This window comes from Burkholderia sp. AU44665 (genome assembly GCF_030504405.1).
Classification (GTDB): domain Bacteria; phylum Pseudomonadota; class Gammaproteobacteria; order Burkholderiales; family Burkholderiaceae; genus Burkholderia; species Burkholderia semiarida.
The window spans coordinates 33339-57713 of record NZ_JAUJRI010000032.1 but is presented as its reverse complement, the minus strand read 5'-3'; the positions used below and the strand labels follow the sequence as shown (position 1 = coordinate 57713).

The window sequence follows — 24375 nt, the reverse complement described above, 5'->3', positions numbered from 1 at the left end:
TCGTCGCGCTCGATCCCGAGATTCGCCATGCGCGCATAGAGCGACTGGCGGCCGATCCCGAGCTGCCTCGCGGCTTCCGCGCGATTGCCGTTCGCGCGCTCGAGCGCACGCAGGATCGCCGCGCGCTCGACCGTCGCCAGCGCATCGGGCAGCGGCATGTCGAGCAGGTGCGCCGGCACCGCATCGGCGCCCGGCTGGCGCGCGGGCACGGCGGGCAGGCCGAGATCGGCCGCACTGACGGCCGGCCCGGGAGCGAGCGCGGCCGCGCGCTCCATCACGTTGCGCAGTTCGCGGACATTGCCCGGCCAGCGGTGATCGAGCAACGCCCGTTGCGCGTCGTTCGTCAGGTGCAACGGCCGCATGCCAGCCGCGCTACCCAGGAAATGCGCGGCGAGCGGAAGAATGTCGGCCACGCGATCGGCGAGCGGCGGCAGGTGCAGCGGAATGACGTTCAGCCGATAGAAGAGATCTTCGCGGAACGTACCGTTCGCGACGGCCGCGGCGAGGTCGCGGTGCGTCGCGGCCACGACGCGAATGTCGATCGCCGTCGCGCGATCCGCGCCGAGCGGCGTCACCTGGCGCTCCTGCAGCGCGCGCAGCAGCTTGGCCTGCATCGCGGCGGGCATATCGCCGATCTCGTCGAGAAAGAGCGTCCCGCCGTCGGCCTCGACGAGGCGCCCCGCGCGATCGGCATGCGCGCCCGTGAACGCGCCGCGACGATGCCCGAACAACTCGCTTTCGAGCAGGTCGGCCGGGATGGCCGCGCAGTTGACGGCGACGAACGGCCCCGCGTGCCGTGCCGATGCGGCATGCAGTACGCGGGCCGCCACTTCCTTGCCCGTACCCGTCTCGCCGGTCACGAGCACGGTCGCGTCGCTCATCGCGGCCCGGCCGACCTGCTTTTGCACGTCGCGCATCGCGGCGCTCACGCCGAGCAGTCGCGGCCGGTCCGCCGAAGGTTCGCCCGCGAAACCGCCTTCCACCGGCGCGAGCGCGGGCGGCTGATTCGCCGACACGATGCGTTCGAGCAGTTGCGCGATGTCCCGGCGCCCGATCGGCTTCGTCAGATGATCGAATGCGCCGAGCCGCATCGCTTCGATCGTGTTGTCGCTGGTCGCGTGGGCCGTCAGCATGACGACCGGCATCGCGGCCAGGGCGGGATCGTCGCGCAATTGCGCCAGCACGGCCAGCCCGTCCAGGTCCGGCAGGCGGAAATCCAGAAAGACGCATTCGATGTTGCCGCCGTCGCGCAGCGCGCTCAGCGCGGCCCGGCCGGATGCGGCCTCGACGGCCCGATGGCCGAGATCGGCCAGCGTTTCGGCGAGGCCGTCGCGAAATGCCGCGTCGTCGTCGACTATGAGGATGTTTGCCATGGAATTTCAATCACGAATGCGGCGCCGTCGTCGAGGCGCGCGTGCCCGCCGTGCGCCGCCGCCACTTCGCGGACGACGGCGAGACCGAGGCCCGTTCCGTCCGCGCGCCCCGTCACGAACGGCTCGAAAATCCGCTCGCGCTGCGCGGCCGGCACGCCGGGGCCGCTGTCCGACACGGCGATGCGCAACCAGTCGCGCCCGGCGAACGGATATCGTTCGGCCGCGAGCGTGACCGCGCCGCCCGCGCCCGCGTGGTGCAGCGCGTTGAGCAGCAGATTGTCGAGCGCGCGCCGCATCTGGTCGGGATCGAAGGCGGGAAAATCCGACGGCCACGCGAGCCGTTCGCCCTGCCCCGCGAGCGACAGCGTCAAGTCGATCGCCTGCCGCTGCGCCAGCTCGCGGTGCGCATCGACGACCTGCGCGAGCCACGCGTCGACGTCGACACGCGTCGCATGCGGACGCACCGGCTGCGTCAGCGCGAGCAGGCTCGACAACTGCGCATCGATGCGCTCGATCTGCGCGAGGATCACGCGCAGCGCATCCAGCTGCCGCCGGCTGTCGCCGGCCAGCGCGTTTTCCGCCTTCAGCCGCATCGCACCCATCGGATTGCGAATCTCGTGCGCGACCTGCGCGGCCAGTTTGCCCAGCATCCCGAAGCGCTCGGCCTGCGCGAGGCGCGTGCGGAGCTCGGCGGCCTGCTGTTGCAGCAGGTCGGCGCGCCGCGCCCGCTCGTTGAACGCATCGATGACGCGGTCGAGATCGGGTTCGCCGACGTACGGCAGGTGATGCTCGCGACCGTCGGGCCCCAGCCCGCTCTCGATCCGTGCGAGATTGCGCTTCCATCGGCGCAGCGCCACGGCCAGCGCCGCCGCGATCGCGAGAATCACCGCAAGCACGGCGGCGAGCCCCGTTGCCAGCAATTCCCCGTGCCGGCCCAGCGGCGGGCGCGCGCGTGTCAGCATCCACACGTACAGCCCCGATCCGCCGCGCACCGGACACGCCGCCGCGATCACGGCGTCCTGCGCGCCTTCGACGACGTTCGCCGTCGCGGCATGCGTCGCGGCCGCGGCTCGCAGCGTGCGGAGAATCAGCGGCGTTTCCGCTTCCGGAACGTCGCGTTTGACGCCGCTGCCCTGATAAGTGGGAAACGAATACGCGAGAAAGCCGCTCGCGGCAGGCGCGGCGCCGGGCATCCAGAACCCGCCCTCCATGTCCGCGGCACGCGAGAGCACGATGTCGAGGATCGCGTGCATCAGTTCGGGGGCGGGCTCGGCGCCCGCCGACGCGGAAGCGCCGTAACGCGACGCGACCGCTTCGCACGCCGACGCGCCGGCGGCCTTCGCGCTGGCCACCTGCTGACTCTCGGCGGAACTCGCCGTGACCCAGACGACCGCGACCAGCGTCGCGCACAGCGCCGCGACGAGTGCCCAGAGCATGACGAGTTGGGTGGAAAACGACGGACGCTTCATCGGATCAGGCTGGCGGTCGAGGACGACAGCATAGCGTATTGCATGCGACGTGAAGCCGTCACGGCCGCCATGTATCGTACGGCGCGAGCCGCCGGATCGGCCTCGAACGAGGAGCGCCCGATCCGGTTGTTCGCGGTGGGACCGAGTCGCCAGGGAGAGAGAAACGCGTCGATCGTGCTGCCGAACGGCCGCACCGTCGACGTCAAGCGCGGCCGTCGGCGCGCACCCGCGGATACGGCAGCGCGCTTCTACGCGCCGTCCCGCTCGATCCGCTCGACGATGCGCGCCAGCCGAATGATGTCGGTGGGCGCGAAGTCGGCCGCGTCGGGCGGGGGGCGGCCGCACTGGTCGGCGATGCGCATAGCGAACGCAAGCGCTTCGGAACGCTCGCGCAGCAGCGCGCGCAGTGCAGCCGCGATCACCTGCCGGTCGCGCGGGTCACCGCCGGTTCGACCGCGACACCACGTCGATCCACACCGCCAGCACCAGCACCGCGCCCTTGACGATCATCTGCCAGTACGCGTCGACGTCGAGCATCGACATCCCGTTGTCGAGGCTCGCCATCACGAGCGCACCGATCAGCGCGCCGTACACCGTGCCCGACCCGCCGCGCATCGACGTGCCGCCGATGAAGCACGCGGCGATCGCGTCGAGCTCGCCCATCGTGCCGGCGGACGGCGACCCGGCCGCGAGCCGCGCCGTGTTCACGAGGCCGGCAAACGCGCACATCAGCCCCATCAGCGCGAAGATCGCGAGTTTCACGCGATCGGTGTCCACGCCCGACAGCCGCGTGGCCTCCAGGTTCGAGCCCACCGCATAGATGCGCCGGCCGAATACCGTCTGCGTCGCGATCCACGAGAACACGCCGAGCAACGCGAGCAGCAGCAGCACCGGCACCGGAATGCCGCCGTAGCGGTCGAGCGTCGCGACGAAGGCGAACAGCACGGCGCCGGCGCCGACGATCTTCGCGACGTCCTGCCACAGCGGCGCGACCGCGAGCCGGTAGCGATGCCGCGTGCCGCGCTGCCGCACCACCAGCAGCGCCGCGAGCGCGAACAGCAGGACCGCGAGGCCGTCCCCCGCCACGCGCGGCAGATAGCCCTGCCCGATGAACACGAAGCCGTCCGACACCGGCGCGATCGTCGAGCCGCCCGTGACGCCAAGCAGGATGCCGCGGAACGCGAGCATCCCGCCGAGCCCGACGATGAACGACGGCACGCGCCGATAGGTCGACCACCAGCCGTTGAAGAGCCCGATCAGCACGCCGAGCGCGAGCACGGCCGGGACCGTCGCCGCCACCGGCCAGTGGCGGTTGACGTCGAGGATCGCGGCGACGCCGCCGAGCAGCCCGAGCAGCGAGCCGACCGACAGGTCGATCTCGCCCGCGATGATGACGAACACCATCCCGCACGCGAGCATGCCGGTGATCGACATCTGCCGCAGCAGGTTCGACAGGTTGCGCGGCGTGACGAACGCGCCGTCCGTCAGCACCGAGAAGAACGCCCAGATCGCGGCCACCGCGAACAGCAGCGCAAGGATTTTGTAGCGCACGAAGATGCGTCGCAGCGGATGGCCGCGCGCGACGCGCGTATCGGTGTCCGGCGACACGGGCCGGGAAGACGAAAGTTCGGTGTTCATGTCGTGCTCGTTGCAATGGGTTCGGCCGGACGCCGCGCGGGCGTCAGCGCGGCGCCGAGAATCTGTTCCTGCGTGAGGCCGTCGTTGACGAAATCGCCGCGCAGCTCGCCCTCGCCGATCACGAGCACGCGATCGGCGAGCCCGAGCACTTCCGGCAGCTCCGACGACACGACGATCAGCGCGACGCCGCGCTTCGCGAGCGCGAAGATCAGCCGGTAGATCTCCGCCTTCGCGCCGACGTCGACGCCGCGGGTCGGCTCGTCGAGAATCAATACCTGCGGGTCGGCCAGCAGCATCCTGGCCAGGACCGCCTTCTGCTGGTTGCCGCCGGACAGGCTCGCGATCGGCAGGAACGGATGCGCGGCACGCACCGACAGCCGCTGCATCTCGGTGCGGATCGCGTCGAGTTCGGCGGCCGCGTCGATCCGGCCGCGCGCGGCGAACCGGCGCAGCACCGCCAGCGTGATGTTGTGGCCGACGCCGAGCTGCGGCACGATCCCGTGGCGCTTGCGGTCCTCCGGCACCATCGCGATACCCGCGCGGATCGCATCGGCCGGCGAGCGGATCGCGAGCGGCCGGCCGTTCATCCGCACGCTCGCCGTGCAGTCGCCCGGATACGCACCGAAAATCGCCTGCATCAGCTCGGTGCGGCCCGCGCCGACCAGCCCGGCAACGCCGAGAATCTCGCCGCGCCGCACGCTGAACGACACGTCGTCGACACGCTTGCGGCGCGGATTCGTCACGTCGTGGCAGGTGACGTGATGCACGTCGAGCACGACGTCGCCGATCTCGTGCGGCTCGCGCGGATACAGGTCGCGGATCTCGCGGCCGACCATCATCGCGATGATCCGGTCGGTGGTCAGCGCGGCCATCGGTTCGGTCGCGACGTGGCGGCCGTCGCGGATCACGGTCACGGTGTCGCACACCGCGTCGATCTCGTCGAGCTTGTGCGAGATGTAGACGCACGCGACGCCGCGCCGCTTCAGGTCCCGCACGATGTCGAGCAGGATGCGCGTTTCCGACGCGCTCAGCGACGACGACGGCTCGTCGAGGATCAGCAGCTTCGCGCGCTTGTTCAACGCCTTCGCGATTTCGATCAGTTGCTGGTGGCCGCCGCCGTAGTTCATCACCGGCTGCGCGACGTTGATCGCGTCGATCCGCAGCTCGCGCAGCAGCGCTTCAGAGCGTCGCACCATTTCCGCGTAATGCATGCGCCCGCCCGGCAGCGTGATCTCGTTGCCGAGGAAGATGTTCTCGGCCACCGACAGCTCGGGCACGAGCATCAGCTCCTGATGGATGATCACGATGCCCGCGCGCTCGGTGTCGCGCACGCCGGACGCGACGAGCGGCGCGCCTTCCCAGCGGATCTCGCCGTCCCACGTGCCGTGCGGGTACACGCCCGACAGCACCTTCATCAGCGTCGACTTGCCGGCGCCGTTCTCGCCGCACAGCCCGACGCATTCGCCAGGGCGCACGCTCAGGTCGATGCCGTCGAGCGCCTTCACGCCGTCGAAGGCCTTGACGATGCCGCGCATCGTCAGCAAGGGTTCCGTCATTCGTTCATTGCCTCGCAGTAAACGCGGCCGCCGTCGCGGCGGCCGCGCGTCGCGTCCGTCGCCCGCTTACTGGCTCGCCAGCTGGGCCTGGGTATAGAAGCCGTCCTTCACGACGACGTCGACGTTGCGCTTGGTCAACAGCGTCGGCTGCAGCAGCACCGTATCGACCTTCTTCTTCCCGTTGTCGTATTGCGCATTGAACGCGGGCTTCGTCCCCTTCGCGAGATCGACGGCAAGCTTCGCGGCTTCGCTCGCGATCAGCTTCAGCGGCTTGTAGACGGTCATCGTCTGCGTGCCGGCGATCACGCGCTTGACCGCGGCCAGATCCGCATCCTGCCCGGACACCGGCACCTTGCCGGCCAGATGCTGCGCGGCGAGCGCCTGAATCGCGCCGCCGGCCGTGCCGTCGTTCGACGCGACGATCGCGTCGATCTTGTTGTTGTTCGCGGTCAGCGCGTCCTCGACGATCCGCAGCGCGGTCGACGCGCTCCACTCGGGCACCCACTGCTGACCGACGACCTTGATGTCGCCGCGGTCGATCGCCGGCTTCAGCACCTTCAGTTGCCCTTCGCGCAGCATCTTCGCGTTGTTGTCGGTCGGCGCGCCGCCCAGCAGGAAGTAGTTGCCCTTCGGCTTCGCGTCGAACACGCCCTGCGCCTGCAGCTCGCCGACCTTCTCGTTGTCGAACGAGATATACGCGTCGACGTCCGCGTCGAGAATCAGGCGGTCGTACGACACGACCTTGATGCCGGCCTTGCGCGCTTCGGCCACGACGTTGCCGAGCGTCTTCGAGTTGAACGGCACGATCACGATCACGTCGACGCCGCGCGAGATCAGGTTCTCGATCTGGGAAATCTGCCGCGCCTCGCTCGCATCGGCCGACTGCACCGACACCTTCGCGCCGAGCTTGGTTGCGGCTGCAACGAAATAGTCGCGATCGCGCGACCAGCGCTCGACGCGCAAGTCGTCGATGCAAAAGCCGATCTCGGGCTTGTCCTTGCTCGCGTGCGCGAGCGGCGTGCCCAGCGCGAACATCGCCAGCGCGGCGGCGCCGGCAAGGGAATTCAGTACGGTACGACGCGTCACGGATTTCATGTCTCCACTCCTTGTTATGGAACCACCTCACGAATCGCGGGCGGCCGCCGGATTGCACCGCCCGCATCGAGTCACTGCCGCGCGCGGGTTCGCGCCGGCGCACCGCCGGTCAAGCGCCCGTCGCGAATACCGGTTCGAGCGCACGGTACAGCGCGCGAAACGTCGGCCGCCGCACGTCGCGATACCACGCGTGCCGCCCGGCATCGGGCTCGCGCACCGCGACGACGCTCGGCTGCGGGCACACGTCGGCAAGCGCCGCATCCGGTTCGAGCGCGAGACGGGCGAGGCGCGCGGCGCCCAGCGCCGGCCCGATCTCGCCGCCCGCGCGCAGCGTCAGCGCACGGCCGCTCAGGTCGGCGAGCATCTGCGTCCAGTACGCGCTGCGCGAGCCGCCGCCGATCACCGTGATGCGCTCGGGCGCGAGCCCGGCCGCATGCAGCGCGTCGATGCCGTCGAGCAGCGCGAAGCCGACGCCTTCGAGCGTCGCGTTCGCGAGATCCGCGCGCCGCGTGTCGGGCGTGAGCCCGTAGAACACGCCCTTCGCGTTCACGTCGTTGTGCGGCGTGCGCTCGCCGCTCAGGTACGGCAGGAACCACGGCCGGCTCTCGCGTGCGTGGGTCTGCGCATCGTCGAGCAGCGCCGCGACGCCGTCGTAACCGGCCAGTTGCGCGGTGAAGTCGACGCAGCCGGCCGCGTTCAGCATCACGGACATCAGGTGCCACGTATCGGGCAGCGCATGACAGAAGCTGTGCACCGCCGATTCGGGATTCGCGCGAAACCCGTCCGACACCGCGAAATACACGCCCGACGTGCCGAGCGACAGCAGCGCGTCGCCGGGCCGCACGATCCCGACGCCCACCGCGCCGGCCGCGTTGTCGCCGCCGCCGGCCACCACCGGAATCTCGCGCAATCCGAGCGCGCGCGCGACGGCCGGCAGCAGCGTGCCGGTCACCGCGTTGCCCTCGAACACGGCCGGCATCTGCGTGCGCGACAGCCCGCACGCAGCGAGCAGCGTGTCGTCGTAGTCGCGCTTCGCGACGTCGAGCCACAGCGTGCCGGCGGCATCCGACGGATCGGTCGCGAACGCGCCGGTCAGCCGGTAACGCAGATAATCCTTCGGCAGCAGCACGTAGGCGATGCGCGCGAACACGTCGGGTTCGTGCCGACGCACCCACAGCAGCTTGGGCGCCGTGAAGCCCGGCATCGCGACGTTGCCCGCCACCGTGCGCAGCGCGGGCGCGAGCCGTTCGAGCTCCTCGCACTCGGCGTCCGCGCGGCCGTCGTTCCACAAGATCGCGGGGCGCAGCACGTCGCCATGCGCATCGAGCAGCGTCGCGCCGTGCATCTGACCGGTCAACCCGAGTGCGTGGATGTCGCGCGGGTCGATGCCGGCCGCGCGTGCATCCGCCACGAGCGCGGCGAGCGCGCCGCATGCGGCGTCCCACCAGTCGCGCGGCGCCTGTTCGGACCAGCGCGACTGCGGCCGGCTCACCGTCAGCGGGCGGTTCGCGCTCGCGCGCACCGCGCCGTCGCGGTCGAGCAGCACCGCCTTCACGCCGGACGTGCCGAGATCGAGTCCGATGTACATGGCGTCAGCGCAGCCCGTAGATCGCCTGGTTCACGATGTTCTCGAGCCGCTCCTGCGCGCCGCTCACGTGCCGCGGGTCGACGCCGCGCGCGAGCGCGTCGGCCGCGAGCGACTCCAGCGTATAGCCGCCCGACAGGATCTTGCGGCCGAACGCGTCGTCCCACTGCGCGTAGCGCTGCCGGCGCAGCGCGTCGAGCCGGTCGTTCTCGACCAGCACCGCCGCGCGTTCGAGCGCGAGCGCGAGCACGTCGATCGCGCCGACGTGACCGTAGAACAGGTCTTCCGGGTCGATGCTCTGGCGGCGCACCTTCGAGTCGAAGTTCATCCCGCCGGTCGTGAAGCCGCCGTGGCGCAGGATCTCGTAGAACGCGAGCGTCAGCTCCTCGACGCTGTTCGGGAACTGGTCGGTGTCCCAGCCGTTCTGCGGATCGCCGCGGTTCGCGTCGACGCTGCCGAACACGCCGAGCGCGAATGCGTTCGCGATCTCGTGATGGAACGAATGGCCCGCGAGCGTCGCGTGATTCGCCTCGATGTTCACGCGGATCTCGTTCTGCAATCCGTACTGCACGAGGAAGCCGTGCACGGTCGCGACGTCGTAGTCGTACTGGTGCTTGGTCGGCTCCTGCGGCTTCGGCTCGATCAGCAGCGCGCCCTTGAAGCCGATCCGGTGCTTGTGCTCGACGACCATCGACAAAAAGCGCGCGAACTGCTCGCGTTCGCGCTTCAGGTCGGTATTGAGCAGCGTCTCGTAGCCTTCGCGGCCGCCCCACAGCACGTAGTTTTCGCCGCCGAGCCGGTGGGTCGCGTCGAGCGCATGGCACACCTGGGTCGCGGCCCACGCGAACACGTCGGGGTTCGGGTTCGTCGCGGCGCCGGCCGCGAAGCGCGGGTGCGAGAACAGGTTCGCGGTGCCCCACAGCAGCCGCACGCCGCTCGCCTGTTGGCGCTCGCCGAGATAGTCGACCATGCGCGCGAAATTGGCCGCGTATTCGCGCAGGCTGTCGCCTTCCGGCGCGACGTCGGTGTCGTGGAACGTATAGAACGGCGTGCCGAGCTTCGTGAAGAACTCGAACGCCGCATCGGCCTTCTGCCGCGCGCGCTCGAGCGCGTCGCCCGGCTGCTGCCACGGCCGCTGGAACGCGGCCTGCCCGAAGATGTCGTGGCCCGGCCACACGAACGTGTGCCAGTAGCAGACCGCGATCCGCAGATGCTCGGCGAGCGTCTTGCCCAGCACGCGCCGCTCGGGGTCGTAATGGTGATAGGCGAGCGGATTGTCCGACCGCGGGCCTTCGTAGCGAATCGCGGGAATGTGTTCGAAATACGACATGGCGTCTCCGTGCAGGTTCTTGTTGCGGCGCAACGTGCATCGCGACGACGCACGCGGCCGAATTCGGTTGGCTGGATCGTGCCCCCGCGCCTGCCGCCCGGCAATTGCGAAATTGCGCAGCACGCTTGATGTTTCTTGCCAGCCGCTGCGTGCGGCGCGCGTTCCGTCCTACAATCGCCGTACACCAACCCGCGCGCCGCCGTCCCGGGCGCGCCCCGGAGACAATGGCACCGCGCCCGCAAGGCGCGCCCCGACACCGAGATGACACGCGCCCCTTCCGCCCAGACACCGCACCGCATCGCGCTGCTGTTCAACGCGAACAAGGTCTACGACCGCGAGATCATCAGCGGCATCGGCCAGTACCTGCACACGACGCGCGTCGTGTGGGACCTGTTCCTCGAAGACGATTTCCGCTGCCGGCTCACCGGCATCGAGCGTTTCGACGGCGACGGCATCATCGCCGACTTCGACGATCCGGCCGTCGCCGACGCGCTCGCCGGCTCGCCGCTGCCGATCGTCGCGATCGGCTCGTCGTACGAGGACCCGGCGCAATACCCGGACGATGTCCCATATATTGCGACGGACAACGCGAAGCTCGTGTCGCTCGCGTATACGCACCTGATCGGCGCGGGGCTCGCGCACTTCGCGATGTACAGCCTGCCGGTCGCGCAGGAGAACCGCTGGGCGCAGCAGCGCGAGCTCGCGTTCGACCGGCTCGCGCGCGCGGACGGGCTCGACGCGCCGATCTATCGCGGGCTGTCGACGAGCGCGTCGGGCTGGAATCACGCGATCGAGCAACTGATCGGCTGGCTGCATGCGCTGCCGAAGCCCGTCGGCGTGATCGCGGTGACCGATGCACGCGCGCGGCATCTGTTGCAGGCCTGCCTGATCGCCGGCATCGCGGTGCCGGAACAGGTCGCGATCATCGGCATCGACAACGATCCGCTCACGCGCACGCTGACGCGCATTCCGCTGTCGTCGGTGATCCAGGGCACCGAGGAAATGGGCCGCACCGCCGCGCATCTACTGCACCGGATGCTGCGCGGCGCGCGCTTTCCCGGGCAGCGCATTCTCGTGCCGCCGGTCGGCATCAACGTGCTCGAATCGACGCGCCACCAGCCGCTGGCGAGCCCGCACGTGATGCGCGCGCGGCATTTCATCCGCCAGTACGCGTGCCAGGGGATCAAGACCGAACAGGTCGCCGACTATGTCGGCGTGTCGCGCTCGCTGCTCGAGGAGCACTTCCGGCGCGAACTGCAGCGCACCGTGCACCAGGAGATCCTGCGCCACAAGCTCGAAGCCGCGCAGGCGCTGCTTGCCGGCCGGCAGGCGTCGAGCGCCGAAGTCGCGATCCGTTGCGGTTTCACGTCGCTGCAATACATGTACGCGGTGTTCCGGCGGGAACTCGGCTGCACGCCGCGCGAATATCAGGAACGCGCGGCCGCCACGAACTGACGCCCGCCGCCCACCCGACCTCCACTCATGCATATCGATACCGATTCCTCATACCTGACGCCCGGCGTCGCACGCGTGCACGCCGAGCCGTGGGGCACGTTGCCCGACGGCGAGCCCGTGCGGCGCTATACGCTGCGCAATGCGCACGGAATGCGCGTCGTCGTCAGCGACCTCGGCGCGACCGTCGTGTCGTGGCTCGCGCCCGACCGCACGGGGCGCTTGGCCGATATCGTGCTCGCGCACGACACGCCGGCCGAATACCTCGCATCCGGCGCCTATCTCGGCGCGACGGTCGGCCGCTGGGCGAACCGGATCGCCGGCGCGCGCTTCACGCTCGACGGCGTCGACTACCTGCTCGACCGCAACGAGAACGGCAACCTGCTGCACGGCGGCGCGAACGGCTTTCATCGCGCGCGGTGGGACGTGCTCGACGATGGCGGCGGGCTCACGCTGCGGCTCGATTCGCCGGAAGGCGACGCGGGCTTCCCCGGCAACGTGAGCGTGCAGGTGCGCTACACGCTCGACGACGACGGCACGCTGACGATCGACTACACGGGGTGGACCGACGCGCCGACGCCGCTGAACCTGACGAATCACAGCTACTTCAACCTGAACGGGCGCGCGGGCAGCGACGTGCGCGGCCATCTGCTGCACATCGACGCCGACGCATTCCTCGAAGTGGACGACGCGCTGATCCCGACCGGCACGGCCGACGTGACGGGAACGGCGTTCGATTTCCGGCAAAGCGCGCCGCTCGGCGCGCGCCTCGACTGGCCGCATGCGCAACTGGCGCGGGCGCGCGGCTTCGATCACTGCTACGTCGTCGGCAACGGCGCGCGCGAAGTCCGGCCCGTCGCGCGAATCTACGATCCGGAAAGCGGCCGCGAGCTGACCGTATCGACCGATCAGCGCGGCCTGCAGCTCTATACGGGCAATTATCTCGACGGCCTGCGCGTGAGCGGCGGCACGCCGTGCGTGCGGCACGCGGCGCTGTGCGTCGAGGCGGGCGGGTTCCCGAATCAGGTCAACATGGACGGGCTGCGCGACGACGTGATCGTTCATCCGGGCGACGTGTATCGACAGACCACGCGGTATCGGGTGGGGGTGCATGCATAGCGGGTGGGCTGCATCGCCGGCGCCCGGGTAACGCCGTGCGAATTCCGGCCGATCGCGATGCCGCGCCGCCTCGCGTGACATTGCGACGGCAGGAAAATGCTTTCTACGATTCGTTGGTTTGAGCGGCGCGGCGCAGCCCGTAGCATGGGCGCGTCACCCATCCTCCAGCATCGGAATGTCCGCGCAAACAGACAAGGTCGTCCATTGGCTGCTGTCCAGCCTGGAGCCGAAAAGCCAGCTTTTCCACGTCGGCCAGTATTGCGGCGACTGGCAGGCGTCCACCGCCGGCCGTGCGAAGGCGAGCTTCCACATCCTCCTGCATGGATCGGCATGGCTTCACTTCGCCGACGGGCGGGACAGCATTCCGGTTGCCGCCGGTGAAGCCGTCTTTCTGTTGCGCGACGTGCCGCACGGGCTGTCGCCGAGCCCGGTCAACCCGCAGGCCTGCGCGGTCGCGGGCAGCCACCCGCTCAAGCGACGCGGGTCGATGCAACCGCTCGACGCGTCGGTCGACGGCAGCGTCGGCCTTGCCTGCGGTTTCATCGAATTCCACTCCACCGTGTCGCGCGCGATCGTGTCGCTCTTCCCCGAGTACCTGATCGTGCGGCGCGGCGACGACGCCTATCGCGGCATCCACGGGCTGTTCGAGCTGATTCGCGCCGAAGGCCGTCACGGCGTCGACGCGCCGTCCCCGCTGATCGACAAGCTGGTCGAACTGCTGCTGTTCTACGCGGTACGGGACGCCGCCGGGCACGATACCGTGGCCAGCGGGCTCGCGTCGCTGATGCAGCGGACCGGCTTCGGCACGCTCGTCGCCGCGATCATCGACGCGCCCGCCGACGCGTGGACCACCGACTCGATGGCCGCGTTCGCGAACATGTCCCGCACCGCGTTCTGCAAGCACTTCAGCGAAGCGTCCGGCCATCCGCCGATGCAGTTCGTCACGCTGGTGCGGATGCGGCTCGCGGCAGACCTGCTGGAACAGGGCCTGCCGATTTCGCGTGCGGGCGAACTCGTCGGCTATCAGTCGGAGTCGGCCTTTGCGCATGCGTTCAAGCGCACGATGGGCATGCAGCCCGGCGCGTGGCGGCGCGGGCGCGACGACGCGTCGCAATCGGCGGCGCGCCTGCACTAGCCGGCGGGCCGGCGCGCCGTCGAAACGCACGACGCGGGACGAACGCACAGGAATCGCGGATGTTCGCGCATTGTCCGGCGGGGGCGCCGCCTCGACAATGATCGCACTGCCCCTCCGGAGAATCCTGTGAGCCGCCTGCCCTTGCCTACCGTCGAAACCGCGCCCGCACCCAGCCAGCCTTTCCTGGAAAAGTCGCAGCGCGCGAACGGTTTCCTGCCGAACCTCGTGCGCTCGCTCGCGAATGCGCCGGTCGCGCTCGAAACCTATCTGACCGTCGCGGAGATCAACAGCCGCGCGGGCCTCACGTTCGCCGAGCGCGAAGCCGTGCAGATCACCGCGGCCGCCGTCCACGGCTGTGCGTTCTGCGTGGCCGGACACACCGCCGCCGCGCTGAAGAAAGCCCATGTCGATCGCGCCGACGTCGACGCACTGCGCGACGGCGAGCCGGTTGCCGATCCGCGGCTCGACGCGGTCGCGGCCTTCACGCGCGCCGTGATCGCGACGCGCGGCGGCGTGACCGACGACGCGCTCGACGCATTCCTGGCCGCCGGCTTCACCGAAGCGAACGCGCTCGAAGTGGTGCTGGGCGTGAGCCTCGCGACGCTGTGCAACTTCGCGAACAACCTGGCGCGCAACGAACTCAACCCCGAACTGGCCGCATACCGATGGGAACCCCGGACACAGGCCGCCTGACGGCGCCCGCACTCGACGCGTCGCTCGCCGACTGGCTCGACGCGAACGCCACGCAGCTCGACACGAGCGCCGCGCTGAAGGCGGACGTCGTGCCGCGTCTCGCGGCGGCCGGCCTGTTCCGGACCGGCGTGCCGGCGAGCCTCGGCGGCGCGGGCGGGACGACCACGGACGCCATCGCGGGCATCGCCGCGGTGGCCGAACGTTCGCTGACCGCGGCCTTCGTGCTGTGGGGCCAGCGCAGCTTCATCGAATACCTGCTGCAAAGCCCGAACGCCGCGCTGCGCGAGCGCTGGCTGCCGGCGCTGCTCGACGGCCGTTGCGCGGGAGCGAGCGGCCTGTCGAACGCGATGAAGTATCTGTCCGGCATCGAGTCGCTTCAGATCGACGCGACGCCGCACGCGGAAAGCGCAGACGACTGGCGGCTCACGGGCAGGATGGCGTGGGTGACGAACCTGCGCACGGAACGGTTCGTCGTGGCGGCCGCGGTTGCGTTCGGCGACGGCAGGCCGTCCGCGATCGTCGCGATTCCCGATGACGCGCCCGGCCTGACACGCAGCACGGATCTCGACCTGATCGCGCTGCGCGGCAGCAACACCGCCGCGCTGCATCTCGACGACGTGCCGAGCGACACCGCGTGGCTGATCCATCCGGATGCGCAAACGTTCCTGCCGGCGGTGCGACCGGCCTTCCTCGGCTTGCAGTGCGGGCTGTCGATCGGGCTCGCGCGGCGCGCGCTGGCCGAAGCGCGACGCGCGGCCGAGACGACGCGCGGCATTCTCGGCCCCGAAGTCGAATCCTGCGCGGCCGGACTGGCCGCCGCATGCGCGCAACTGTCGTCCGGCATCGCCGACGGCAGCCTGCGCCTGCACCCGAATCGCCTGTTCGAGCTGCGCATCGCGCTCGCGACGCACGTGGCCACCGCCGTGAACCTCGAACTCGAAGCAAGCGGCGGCCGCGGCTATCTGCGCGATGCGGGGCTCGGCTTCGAGCGACGCTGGCGCGAAGCGGCGTTCATTCCGATCGTCACGCCGAGCGTGGTGCAGCTGAAGGCGCAACTCGCCGCGCAGACGCGGAGCATCGCCGCATGACGGCCCCCCTGCTGGACGCGCGCCATCTGACGCTCGGCTACGACGGCGAGCGGCGCAATACCGTCCTTGCCGATGTCTCGCTGTCGGTCGATCGCGGCGAAATCGTCGCGCTGATCGGCCCGAGCGGGACCGGCAAGTCGAGCCTGCTGCGCGCACTGGCCGGGCTGGAGCAACCGCAATCCGGCACCGTGTCGCTCGACGGCACGACGCTGCGGGGCCCGCACCCGCGGATCGCGATCGCGTTTCAGGACCCGTGCCTGCTGCCGTGGCTGTCGACCGAAAAGAACGTCGCGTTCGGCCTCGCCTTCGCGCATCAGGCTCGGCTCACGCGCGATCAGCAACGCGAGCGCGTCCGCGCGGCGCTGCGTGCGGTCGGGCTCGAAGCCGCCGCGTCGCTGCGCCCGGCCCAGCTCTCCGGCGGGATGGCGCAGCGCGCGGCGCTGGCGCGTGCACTCGCGCGTCAGCCGCACGCGCTGCTGCTCGACGAGCCGTTCTCGGCGCTCGACGAAGTCACGCGCGCCGCGATGCAACAGTTGCTGGTGAACATCGTGTCGACGACACGCTGCGCGACGGTGCTCGTGACCCACGACATCGACGAAGCGCTGCTCGTGGCCGATCGCATCGTGCTGCTCGGCACGCAAGGGCGCTTCATCGACGCGTGGCGGGTCGATTTCCCGCATCCGCGCGACGCATTCGTCAGCGAACTCGGCACGATGCGCATCGACATCCTGGAGGCGTTGCAGGCCGGCATGAAGCGCCCGCACGCGTCCGAACTTCATTCCCTGAACTGACTGACCTGACCCGCCTATCCATGTGCCAGATTCCGATGTCGCGCCGCGAATGGCTGAAGCTCGCGGCCCTGTTCACCGCGACGGGCGCCGCCCCGTTGCTTTCGATGGCGAACGCGCACGCCGCGGCCGAACCGGATGCGCCGGTCCGGATCGGCTATCTGCCGATCACCGACGCGGCCCCGTTGCTGGTGGCCCACAACAACGGCTATTTCGCGTCCGAAGGCCTGACCGTCGAGCAACCGAAGCTGCTGCGCAGTTGGGCGCAGCTCGTCGAGGCGTTCCTGTCGGGCCAGGTCAACGTCGTGCATCTGCTGTCGCCGATGACGCTTTGGGCGCGCTACGGCAGCCGCGCGCCAGCGAAGGTCGTCGCATGGAACCACGTGAACGGCTCCGGGCTCACGGTCGCGCCCGACATCGATTCGCTGCGCGATCTCGGCGGCAAGACCGTCGCGATTCCGTTCTGGTACTCGATTCACAACGTCGTGCTGCAGGACCTGCTGCGTCAGCAAGGGCTCGTGCCCGTGCTCAAGCGGCGCGGCACGCCCGCGGCGAACGAGGTCAACCTCGTCGTGATGGCGCCGTCGGACATGCTGCCCGCGCTCGCCGCGCGCCAGATCGCCGGGTATATCGTCGCGGAGCCGTTCAACGCGACCGCGGAACTGATGAAGATCGGCAAGATCCTGCGCTTCACCGGCGATGTCTGGAAGAACCATGCATGCTGCGTCGTGTTCATGCACGAGCACGATCTGACGCAGCGCCCCGCGTGGTCGCAAAAGGTCGTCAACGCGATCGTGAAGGCGCAGCTGTGGGCGCGCACGCATCCGCAGGAAACCGCGCAGTTGCTGTCGAAGGACGGCACGCACCGCTATTCGCCGCATACGCTCGCGTCGCTCGACCGCGTGCTGGTGCCGTCGTCGTCGCTGGCCGACACCTATCGGGCGAGCGGCGCGATCCGCCATGCCGACTGGCACGCGAAGCGGATCGACTTCCAGCCGTATCCGTTCCCGAGCTATACCGAGGCGCTGGTTCAGCGGCTGAAGCGCACGGTGGTCGACGGCGACGGCGCCTTCCTCGCGTCGCTGGACCCGGCGTTCGCGGCCCGGGATCTCGTCGACGACCGGTTCGTGCGCAAGAGCATCGACGCGGTCGGCGGGCTGACCGCTTTCGGTCAGTCGGGCGCGTTCCAGCGCGAGGAGATCATCGTTGTCTGATGCGCTCGCCTCCCGCCGCTCGTCCGCACCCGACACGCGCCGGGCCGGCGGCTCCCGCTACCCGGCACGCGCGGCCGCGCGATGGCTCGGCGTGGCCGGGCTCGTGGCGACGATCGTCGTCTGGTGGGCCGCGATCCACGCGTTGACCGAGCCCGGCTCGCTCGGCCGGCAGTTCGCGCCGGACAGCGCGCTCGCCAGCCTGCGGTCGCTGTGCGCGGACGATCATCTCGTCGAACACGCGCTCGTCAGCCTGCGACGCATCGGCGTCGGGCTCGGCGCGGCGCTGCTGGCCGGCGTCCCGCTCGGGCTGTTGCTCGGCCGCGTGCGATGGGTCGAGCGGATGCTGTCGCCGACGTTCCAGTTTCTGCGCATGGTGTCGCCGCTGTCGTGGATGCCGCTCGCGGTCATGTCGTTCGGCATCGGCGATCGCGCGATCTACTTCCTGCTCGGGTTCGCCGCGTTGTGGCCGGTGCTGATGAGCACGGCGGCCGGCGTCGCGCAGATCGACCGGCGCTGGCTGCAGCTCGGCGCAAGCCTCGCGGCCACCCGCCGCGAGCTGCTGGTGCATATCGTGCTGCCCGCCATCGCGGGGCCGCTGCTCAACGGCATCCGGCTCGCGATCGGCATCCTGTGGATCGTGCTGGTGCCGGCCGAGATGCTCGGCGTCAACGCGGGCCTCGGCTACCTGATCCTCGACACGCGCGACCGGCTCGCGTATGCGGAACTGACCGCGGTGATCGTCGTGATCGGCGCACTGGGCTTCACGCTCGACGGCATCGCGCGGGGGTTGACCCACGCGCTGCTGGCGTCCGACCGCTAACGCGATGCGCGGCGGCCGGACGAGCCGCTTGCCGCCCGCGTGTCAATTCCACGCATGGCGCGCCGGGCGTGCGCCGTTCAGATAGTAGTTGCCGACGAGGTGATACTTCCAGCGCACCGGATCGTGCAGCGTGTGCGTGCGCGCGTTGCGCCAATGGCGGTCGAAGTTGTGCTCGGCGAGCGTCGATTGCGTGCCGGCCAGCTCGAACAGCTTCTCGCCCGCGAGCAGCGCGACCTCGGTCGTCAGCACCTTCGCTTCGCCCACCGCCACCGACGCCCGCGCGACGTCGTCCTCGGTCACGTCGCCCTTTGCCGTGATCTCGTCGAGCGTGCGCGCCGCGCGTTCGAGCAACGCGTCGGCCGCATGCAGCTGGATGTGCAGGCGGCCGATTTCGCGAATCGTCAGCGGGTCGTCCGAGGCCCGCTCGACGCCGCTGTCGACCCACGGCCGCGCGCGGGTCCGCACGAACGCGAGCGTATCGTCGATGGCCGCCTTCGCGATACCCGCGTCGATCGCCGCCTGGATGATCTGCGACAGCGGGCCGTTGAGCGTCGGCACGTCCGACACGCGCTGCGCGGGCAGCACGTGCGACGCCGGCACGCGCACCGCGTCGAGCACGACCGTGCCGCTCGCGGTCGTGCGTTGCCCGAATCCCGACCAGTCGTCGATCACGGTCAGCCCGGGCGTCGGTTGCGGCACGTACGCAAGCCATGCCTGCCGCGCGTCGTCGAGCCCGAGCACCGGCACGTAGTGCGCGAACAGCGCCCCGGTCGAGTAGAACTTGGTGCCGTCGACGACATAGTCGTCGCCGTCGCGGCGCACGCGCGTCTTCAGGTCGAGCACGTGCTTCGTGCCCTTCTCCGAGAAGCCGTTGCCGAACCGCTTGCCGCTCAGCACTTCGGCGAAGAAATGACGCTTCTGCGCGTCGGTGCCGACGAGCGTGATCACGTCGACGAGCCCGAAGTGATTCTGCGGAAGCTGCCCGAGCGACGCATCGGCCGCGGCGACGATCTTGATCACCTCGGTAAGCGTCACATGCGATACGCCCGCGCCGCCGTATGCCTTCGGCACCGTGATCGCCCACAGCCCCGACTGCGAGAACCATTCGATTTCCTCGCGCGGCAGGCGGCGCTCGCGGTCGCGTTCGGCGGCCCCTTGCGCCAGGCGTTGCGCCAGCGCCTGCGCGACCTCGATCGCCTCCGCGTCGTCGGCGATCACGCGGGCTGCCTGCGGTCGTGCATCGGCCGGCCGTTCCTGAATCGTCGCGCTCGTGTCTGACATCGGGCTCTCCTGTCGAATGGTCAAAGCATTCAATCTAGCAGCGCCGCGCGGGCGGGAAAACCGAGCGATTCTCGAAACGATATTCCTTTGGATAACAAACGATGCGCGAATGGCGAAGGCGATTGCGCGTTTTGACGTCGCAATCGATGCCGGAACGTCGATACGTGTCGCGCAGCGACGGTAATACGCAGCGACGATAACGATCCGAGAATCCGTTATTGGAACGCCCGCGTCGCGCTTCCTATACTGGGCTCCCGGCGCAAACGGCCACGCCCTTCGAGGAAATCCGCATGACTTCATCGCACGCAGTTCCCGACCTTTCCACCGGTACCGATTACGATGCACTCGCGAGCCGGTTCCGGCCGATCTTCGAGCGCATTGCCGCCGGCACCGCCGAGCGCGATCGCCGCCGCGAATTGCCGCACGAGGCGATCGGCTGGCTCAAATCGGCCGGCTTCGGCGCGATACGTTTGCCTGTGAGCGCCGGCGGCGCCGGCGCATCGCTGCCGCAGTTGTTCCGGCTGCTGACCGAGCTCGCCGCCGCCGATTCCAATTTGCCGCAGGCATTGCGCGGGCACTTCGCGTTCGTCGAGGACTGGCTCAATGCACCGGCCGGGCCGCAGCGCACGACCTGGTTCGACCGCTTCGCGAGCGGCCAGCTCGTCGGCAATGCGTGGTCGGAAGCCGGCGACGTGCCGCTCGGCCAGACCGTCACGAAGGTGTCGGAGCAGAACGGCCGGCTCGTGCTGAACGGCCGGAAGTTCTACAGCACCGGCAGCCTGTTCGCCGACTGGATTGACGTGTTCGCGCAGCGCGCGCACGACGGCAGCGACGTGATCGTCGCCGTCGCGACCGCGCAGCCGGGCGTGATCCGCGACGACGACTGGGACGGCTTCGGCCAGACCACCACCGGCAGCGGCACGACGCGTTTCGAGAACGCGGCGGTTGACGCGGACAACGTGATCGATTTCGCGCGCCGCTTCAAGTACCAGACCGCGTTCTACCAGTTGTTCCACGTCGCGACGCTGGCCGGTATCGGCCACGCGATCGTGCGCGATGCGGGCGAGCTCGTGCGCAACCGCACGCGCGTGTACAGCCACGGCAATGCGCAGCGGGCCGGCGACGATGCACAGCTGCAGCAGGTGATCGGCGAGATCGCGTCATGGGCGTACGCGGCCGACGCGCTCGCGCTGCGCGCCGCGCAGCCGCTTCAGCAAGCCTATGAAGCGCGCTTCGGCGGCGATGAAGCGGCCGAGCAGGCCGCGAACGTCGCGGCCGAAATCGAATCCGCGCAGAGCCAGCTCGTCGTGTCCGAACTCGTGCTGCGCGCGGCGACGCGCCTGTTCGACGCGCTCGGCGCATCCGCGACCCGCAGCACGACCGCGCTCGATCGCCACTGGCGCAACGCACGCACGGTGTCGTCGCACAATCCGCTCGTGTACAAGGCGCGCATCGTCGGCGACTGGATCATCAACGGCCGCACTCCGCCGTTCGTGTGGCGCGTGGGTAACAGTGCGGGCGGCGGTGCGGAAACCGGAGCCGCGCGATGAGCAAGACCATCCGCTTCAACGCGTTCGAGATGAACTGCGTCGGTCACCAGTCGCCCGGCCTGTGGGCGCATCCGCGCGACCGCTCGTGGCAGTACAAGGATCTCGACTACTGGACCGACCTTGCGCGCGTGCTCGAACGCGGGATCTTCGATGCGATCTTCATCGCGGACGTGATCGGCTACTACGACGTGTACAAGGGCAGCAACTATCACGCGCTGCACCAGGCCGCGCAGATCCCGGTCAACGATCCGCTGCAACTGGCCGCGCCGATCGCGATGGCGACCGAGCATCTCGGCATCGGCATCACCGCGTCGACGACGTTCGAGCACCCGTACACGTTCGCGCGCCGGCTGTCGACCGCGGACCATCACACGAAGGGCCGGCTCGCGTGGAACATCGTCACGTCGTATCTGGAGAGCGGCGCGAAGAACGTCGGCGATCACGGGCTGCGCACGCACGACGACCGCTATGCGGTCGCGGCCGAGTACGTCGAGGTGCTGTACAAGCTGTTCGAGGGCAGTTGGGAAGACGGCGCGGTGGTGCGCGACCGCGACGGCCGCGTGTTCACGCATCCGGAGAAAGTGCACGAGATCGGCCACAAGGGCCGCTTCTTCGACGTGCCCGGCTATCACCTGTGCGAGCCGTCGCCGCAACGCACGCCGGTGCTGTTCCAGGCCGGCGCGTCGGGCCCCGGCAAGGCGTTCGCCGCGCGGCACGCCGAATGCGTGTTCGTCGCCGCGCCGACCCGCGACCAGCTCGCGCGCTACGTGGCCGACGTGCGTGCACAGGCCGCGGCCGCCGGGCGCGACCCGGCGAAGGTGCTGATCTACAACCTCGTGACGGTGATTGTCGACGAGACCGACGAGAAGGCGCAGGCCAAGTTCGACGAGTATCGGCGCTACGTGTCGTACGACGGCTCGCTGGTGTTCATGTCGGGCTGGACCGGCATCGACTTCGGCCAGTACGCGCCGACCGATCCCGTCCGGCGCGTCGACACGAACGCGATCGTATCGGCGGTCGAGCACCTGTCGGGCGGCGACACCGCGTGGACGATCGAGGCGCTGGCGGCCTGGGGCGGCATCGGCGGGATGGGCCCGGTATTCGTCGGGTCGGCGGCGACCGTCGCGGACATCCTGCAGGAATGGGTGGCGGCGACCGACGTGGACGGCTTCAATCTCGCGTATGCGGTCGCGCATGAAACCTTCGAGGACGTCGTGCGCTATCTCGTGCCGGAGTTGCAGCGCCGCGGCGTGTATCCGACCGCGTATGCGCCGGGCACGCTGCGCGAGAAATTGTTCGGCGGTTCGGCGCGGTTGCCTGACGAGCATCCGGCCGCGCGGTTTCGCGATATCGAACAGGTCAAGCGCGCGGCCGAGCGCGAAGCGGTCAGCGCTTAACGGCACGTCCAACAACGTCGAAGCCGGGCTGTCCGCATTCGCGCGGCGACCGGCTTCAGCTTCACCACAAACGGCTTCGTGCAGTCCGACGAAGCCGTGCGTATTTTCCGGGGCAACGGCGAGCGCCCCGGTCAGCGCTTACGCCGCGCTTTCGTCGTCGACGTCGTGCGCCGTCGGTTCGTACCGCACGATCAGCAGGAACACGATCGGCGTGACCGCGCTGATCGCGACGACCCAGAACATGTCGGTGCCGAGGCGGGCTTGCAGGATCGGCAGCGCGAACAGCGCGAGCGCCTGGCCGATGCCGCACAGCGACCGCCCGAAGCCGACACCGGTGCCGCGGATCGCGGCCGGATACGACAGCGTCGGATAGATCATCATCTGCGCGCCGGGGCCGAAGCCTTCGGCGAACAACCACGTACCGAGCATCAGCAACACGACACCGACCGCGATCGCCCCGTGCGGATGGCCTGCGAGCGCAAGCGCGACGAGCGCGACCGTTTGCAGCGCGAACCCCGCGATCGCGACATGACGCGACGCATACCGATATGCGAGACGCATGCCGAGCAAGCCGCCGGTGAACGCGAACAGCACGTTCAATGCGAGCGATGCCGCGATCGTCTCAAACACGCCCGCGCCGAGAAATTGCGACAGGATCGACGGCAGGAAGAACGCGATCGCCGTGTATTCGAACGGGATGCACAGGTTCATCACGCTGGCGACGATCGTGCGCCCGAGATACGGGCGCCGGAACAGCACGCGAATCCGCACCGGCGGCGGGCTCGGCTCGCGTCGCACGTCCTGCGCTTCGTGCGCGTGAATGCCGTACGACTGGCGCAGGATGCGCGCGGCGTTGGCCAGATCGCCCTGATTCGCGGCCCACAGCGGTGATTCGTTCATGAAGCGGTTGCGGAACAGGATGATGACGAGCGCGGGCACCGCACCGAAGATCAGCGACGCACGCCACAGCCATCCCGCATGCTCGGCCGGCAGCAGGAAGTACAGGCCGAAGATCAGCAGGAAGCACACCGACGACGCGACGTACCACATCGGGCACCACGCGGCGAGCCGCGACGCCTTGTTGCCGCGGCCGTTGAACTTCGAGAATTCCGCGAGAAACGCCATCGCGACCGGCAGGTCGATGCCGACGCCGAGCCCCATCACGAAGCGGGCGGCGATCAGCACCCAGACGTTCGGCGCGAGCCCGGCCGCGATCGCCGCGACCACGAAGAACAGCATGTCGGCCATGAATACCTGGTAGCGGCCGATCCGGTCGGTCAGCCACCCGCCGATCAGGCTGCCGAAGATCGTGCCGATCATGATCGCCGACCCGACGAGCCCGGTCAGCGCGGGCGTCAGCCCGAATTCGCGCGTCACGTCGTCGATGCCGTAGGACAGCGTCGTCAGGTCGTACGCGTCGAGAAACACGCCGCCGAGCGCCAGCAGCACGATCATCCGTGCATGGCTGACCGAACTGTCGACCGTGTTGATCAGGCGCGCGACGTCGCTGGCCGAGCGGATGGGGGAAGAAACCGGCGTAACGGGGCTCAGGTCGATCGAACTCATCGGATTCCTTAGTGTGTCGCCGGATGGCCGGCGAATGAGCGGCGAAGTTTGCAGGATGCCGGCCGCCGCGACAGGGGCATCGCGGCCCGGGCCGTCGAACGAATGCGTTCCGGCCGTCGTCGAATGCGTCGCTTGCCGGCACCGGAAATTCTGTTCTCCAGGCCCGGCAATCCCAAGCGATATAAACCGATAAATTAATCGGCGTGCGTCATAAAGTTGCGCGGGC

General features: G+C 69.4%; 20 protein-coding genes. 10 read left to right on the top strand and 10 right to left on the bottom strand.

Annotated features, from left to right (window positions below):
* From QZM15_RS32020 to xylA, 8 genes are all read right to left on the bottom strand, one after another.
* The coding region (locus tag QZM15_RS32020; RefSeq protein WP_302107911.1) for a sigma-54 dependent transcriptional regulator at window positions 1-1373 on the bottom strand (1373 nt) is incomplete at its 3' end.
* Window positions 1355-2842 carry a PAS domain-containing sensor histidine kinase gene (locus QZM15_RS32015; RefSeq protein WP_302107910.1) on the bottom strand — a complete coding sequence of 496 codons (1488 nt, stop codon included), beginning with the start codon at window positions 2840-2842 and terminating at the stop codon, window positions 1355-1357. The genes QZM15_RS32020 and QZM15_RS32015, both read right to left, overlap by 19 nt.
* Window positions 2843-3090: 248 nt before the next feature.
* Window positions 3091-3264 (bottom strand): hypothetical protein, encoded by a 174-nt coding sequence (locus QZM15_RS32010; RefSeq protein ID WP_226291386.1) that lies wholly within the window; start codon window positions 3262-3264, stop codon window positions 3091-3093.
* A 16-nt stretch (window positions 3265-3280) separates the two neighbouring features.
* Window positions 3281-4480: a sugar ABC transporter permease gene (locus tag QZM15_RS32005; RefSeq protein WP_059637630.1), complete on the bottom strand. Its 1200-nt coding sequence runs from the start codon at window positions 4478-4480 to the stop codon at window positions 3281-3283.
* Window positions 4477-6036, bottom strand: a complete 1560-nt coding sequence (xylG, locus tag QZM15_RS32000) for a D-xylose ABC transporter ATP-binding protein (protein WP_302107909.1) — start codon at window positions 6034-6036, stop codon at window positions 4477-4479. The genes QZM15_RS32005 and xylG overlap by 4 nt, the downstream gene beginning before the upstream one ends.
* A gap of 66 nt (window positions 6037-6102) precedes the next feature.
* Window positions 6103-7131 (bottom strand): D-xylose ABC transporter substrate-binding protein, encoded by a 1029-nt coding sequence (gene xylF, locus QZM15_RS31995; protein ID WP_226232926.1) that lies wholly within the window; start codon window positions 7129-7131, stop codon window positions 6103-6105.
* Window positions 7132-7240: 109 nt separating this feature from the next.
* Window positions 7241-8719 carry a xylulokinase gene (gene xylB / locus QZM15_RS31990; RefSeq protein ID WP_302107908.1) on the bottom strand — a complete coding sequence of 493 codons (1479 nt, stop codon included), beginning with the start codon at window positions 8717-8719 and terminating at the stop codon, window positions 7241-7243.
* 4 nt (window positions 8720-8723) lie between these two features.
* A complete protein-coding gene (gene xylA / locus QZM15_RS31985) occupies window positions 8724-10046 on the bottom strand; it encodes a xylose isomerase (RefSeq protein ID WP_059578027.1) in 1323 nt (440 codons plus the stop codon).
* A 261-nt stretch (window positions 10047-10307) separates the two neighbouring features.
* Between xylA and QZM15_RS31980 the strand changes: the two genes are divergently transcribed.
* The 8 genes from QZM15_RS31980 to QZM15_RS31945 all read left to right on the top strand — a co-directional run bounded on the left by QZM15_RS31980 (window position 10308) and on the right by QZM15_RS31945 (window position 18355).
* Entirely contained in the window at window positions 10308-11501 is a 1194-nt protein-coding gene (locus QZM15_RS31980) for a DNA-binding transcriptional regulator (RefSeq protein ID WP_059577745.1), read from the top strand.
* Window positions 11502-11528: 27 nt separating this feature from the next.
* Window positions 11529-12617 (top strand): aldose epimerase family protein, encoded by a 1089-nt coding sequence (locus QZM15_RS31975; protein ID WP_059608811.1) that lies wholly within the window; start codon window positions 11529-11531, stop codon window positions 12615-12617.
* Between the two features lie 175 nt (window positions 12618-12792).
* Complete coding sequence (locus QZM15_RS31970; protein ID WP_302107907.1) at window positions 12793-13752, top strand: AraC family transcriptional regulator; 960 nt, start codon at window positions 12793-12795, stop codon at window positions 13750-13752.
* A gap of 126 nt (window positions 13753-13878) precedes the next feature.
* On the top strand, window positions 13879-14445 hold the full coding sequence (locus QZM15_RS31965; RefSeq protein WP_059577736.1) for a carboxymuconolactone decarboxylase family protein: 567 nt from the start codon (window positions 13879-13881) through the stop codon (window positions 14443-14445).
* A complete protein-coding gene (locus QZM15_RS31960; RefSeq protein ID WP_059577734.1) occupies window positions 14418-15533 on the top strand; it encodes an acyl-CoA dehydrogenase family protein in 1116 nt (371 codons plus the stop codon). Before QZM15_RS31965 ends, QZM15_RS31960 begins: the two co-directional genes overlap by 28 nt.
* On the top strand, window positions 15530-16324 hold the full coding sequence (locus QZM15_RS31955; protein ID WP_302107906.1) for an ABC transporter ATP-binding protein: 795 nt from the start codon (window positions 15530-15532) through the stop codon (window positions 16322-16324). The genes QZM15_RS31960 and QZM15_RS31955 overlap by 4 nt, the downstream gene beginning before the upstream one ends.
* A 20-nt stretch (window positions 16325-16344) precedes the next feature.
* Window positions 16345-17535, top strand: a complete 1191-nt coding sequence (locus QZM15_RS31950; protein ID WP_302107905.1) for an ABC transporter substrate-binding protein — start codon at window positions 16345-16347, stop codon at window positions 17533-17535.
* On the top strand, window positions 17528-18355 hold the full coding sequence (locus QZM15_RS31945) for an ABC transporter permease (protein WP_302107904.1): 828 nt from the start codon (window positions 17528-17530) through the stop codon (window positions 18353-18355). Before QZM15_RS31950 ends, QZM15_RS31945 begins: the two co-directional genes overlap by 8 nt.
* 42 nt (window positions 18356-18397) lie before the next feature.
* Here QZM15_RS31945 and QZM15_RS31940 read toward each other — a convergent pair whose 3' ends face one another.
* On the bottom strand, window positions 18398-19636 hold the full coding sequence (locus tag QZM15_RS31940; RefSeq protein WP_302107903.1) for an SfnB family sulfur acquisition oxidoreductase: 1239 nt from the start codon (window positions 19634-19636) through the stop codon (window positions 18398-18400).
* A 290-nt stretch (window positions 19637-19926) separates the two neighbouring features.
* Between QZM15_RS31940 and QZM15_RS31935 the strand changes: the two genes are divergently transcribed.
* Both QZM15_RS31935 and QZM15_RS31930 read left to right on the top strand, forming a co-directional pair.
* Window positions 19927-21186, top strand: a complete 1260-nt coding sequence (locus QZM15_RS31935; RefSeq protein WP_302107902.1) for an acyl-CoA dehydrogenase family protein — start codon at window positions 19927-19929, stop codon at window positions 21184-21186.
* On the top strand, window positions 21183-22583 hold the full coding sequence (locus QZM15_RS31930) for an LLM class flavin-dependent oxidoreductase (protein ID WP_060310294.1): 1401 nt from the start codon (window positions 21183-21185) through the stop codon (window positions 22581-22583). Before QZM15_RS31935 ends, QZM15_RS31930 begins: the two co-directional genes overlap by 4 nt.
* 138 nt (window positions 22584-22721) lie before the next feature.
* On the opposite strand, the gene QZM15_RS31925 is transcribed toward QZM15_RS31930, so the two are convergent.
* Window positions 22722-24149, bottom strand: a complete 1428-nt coding sequence (locus tag QZM15_RS31925) for an MFS transporter (RefSeq protein WP_302107901.1) — start codon at window positions 24147-24149, stop codon at window positions 22722-22724.
* Between the last annotated feature and the right edge of the window lie 226 nt (window positions 24150-24375).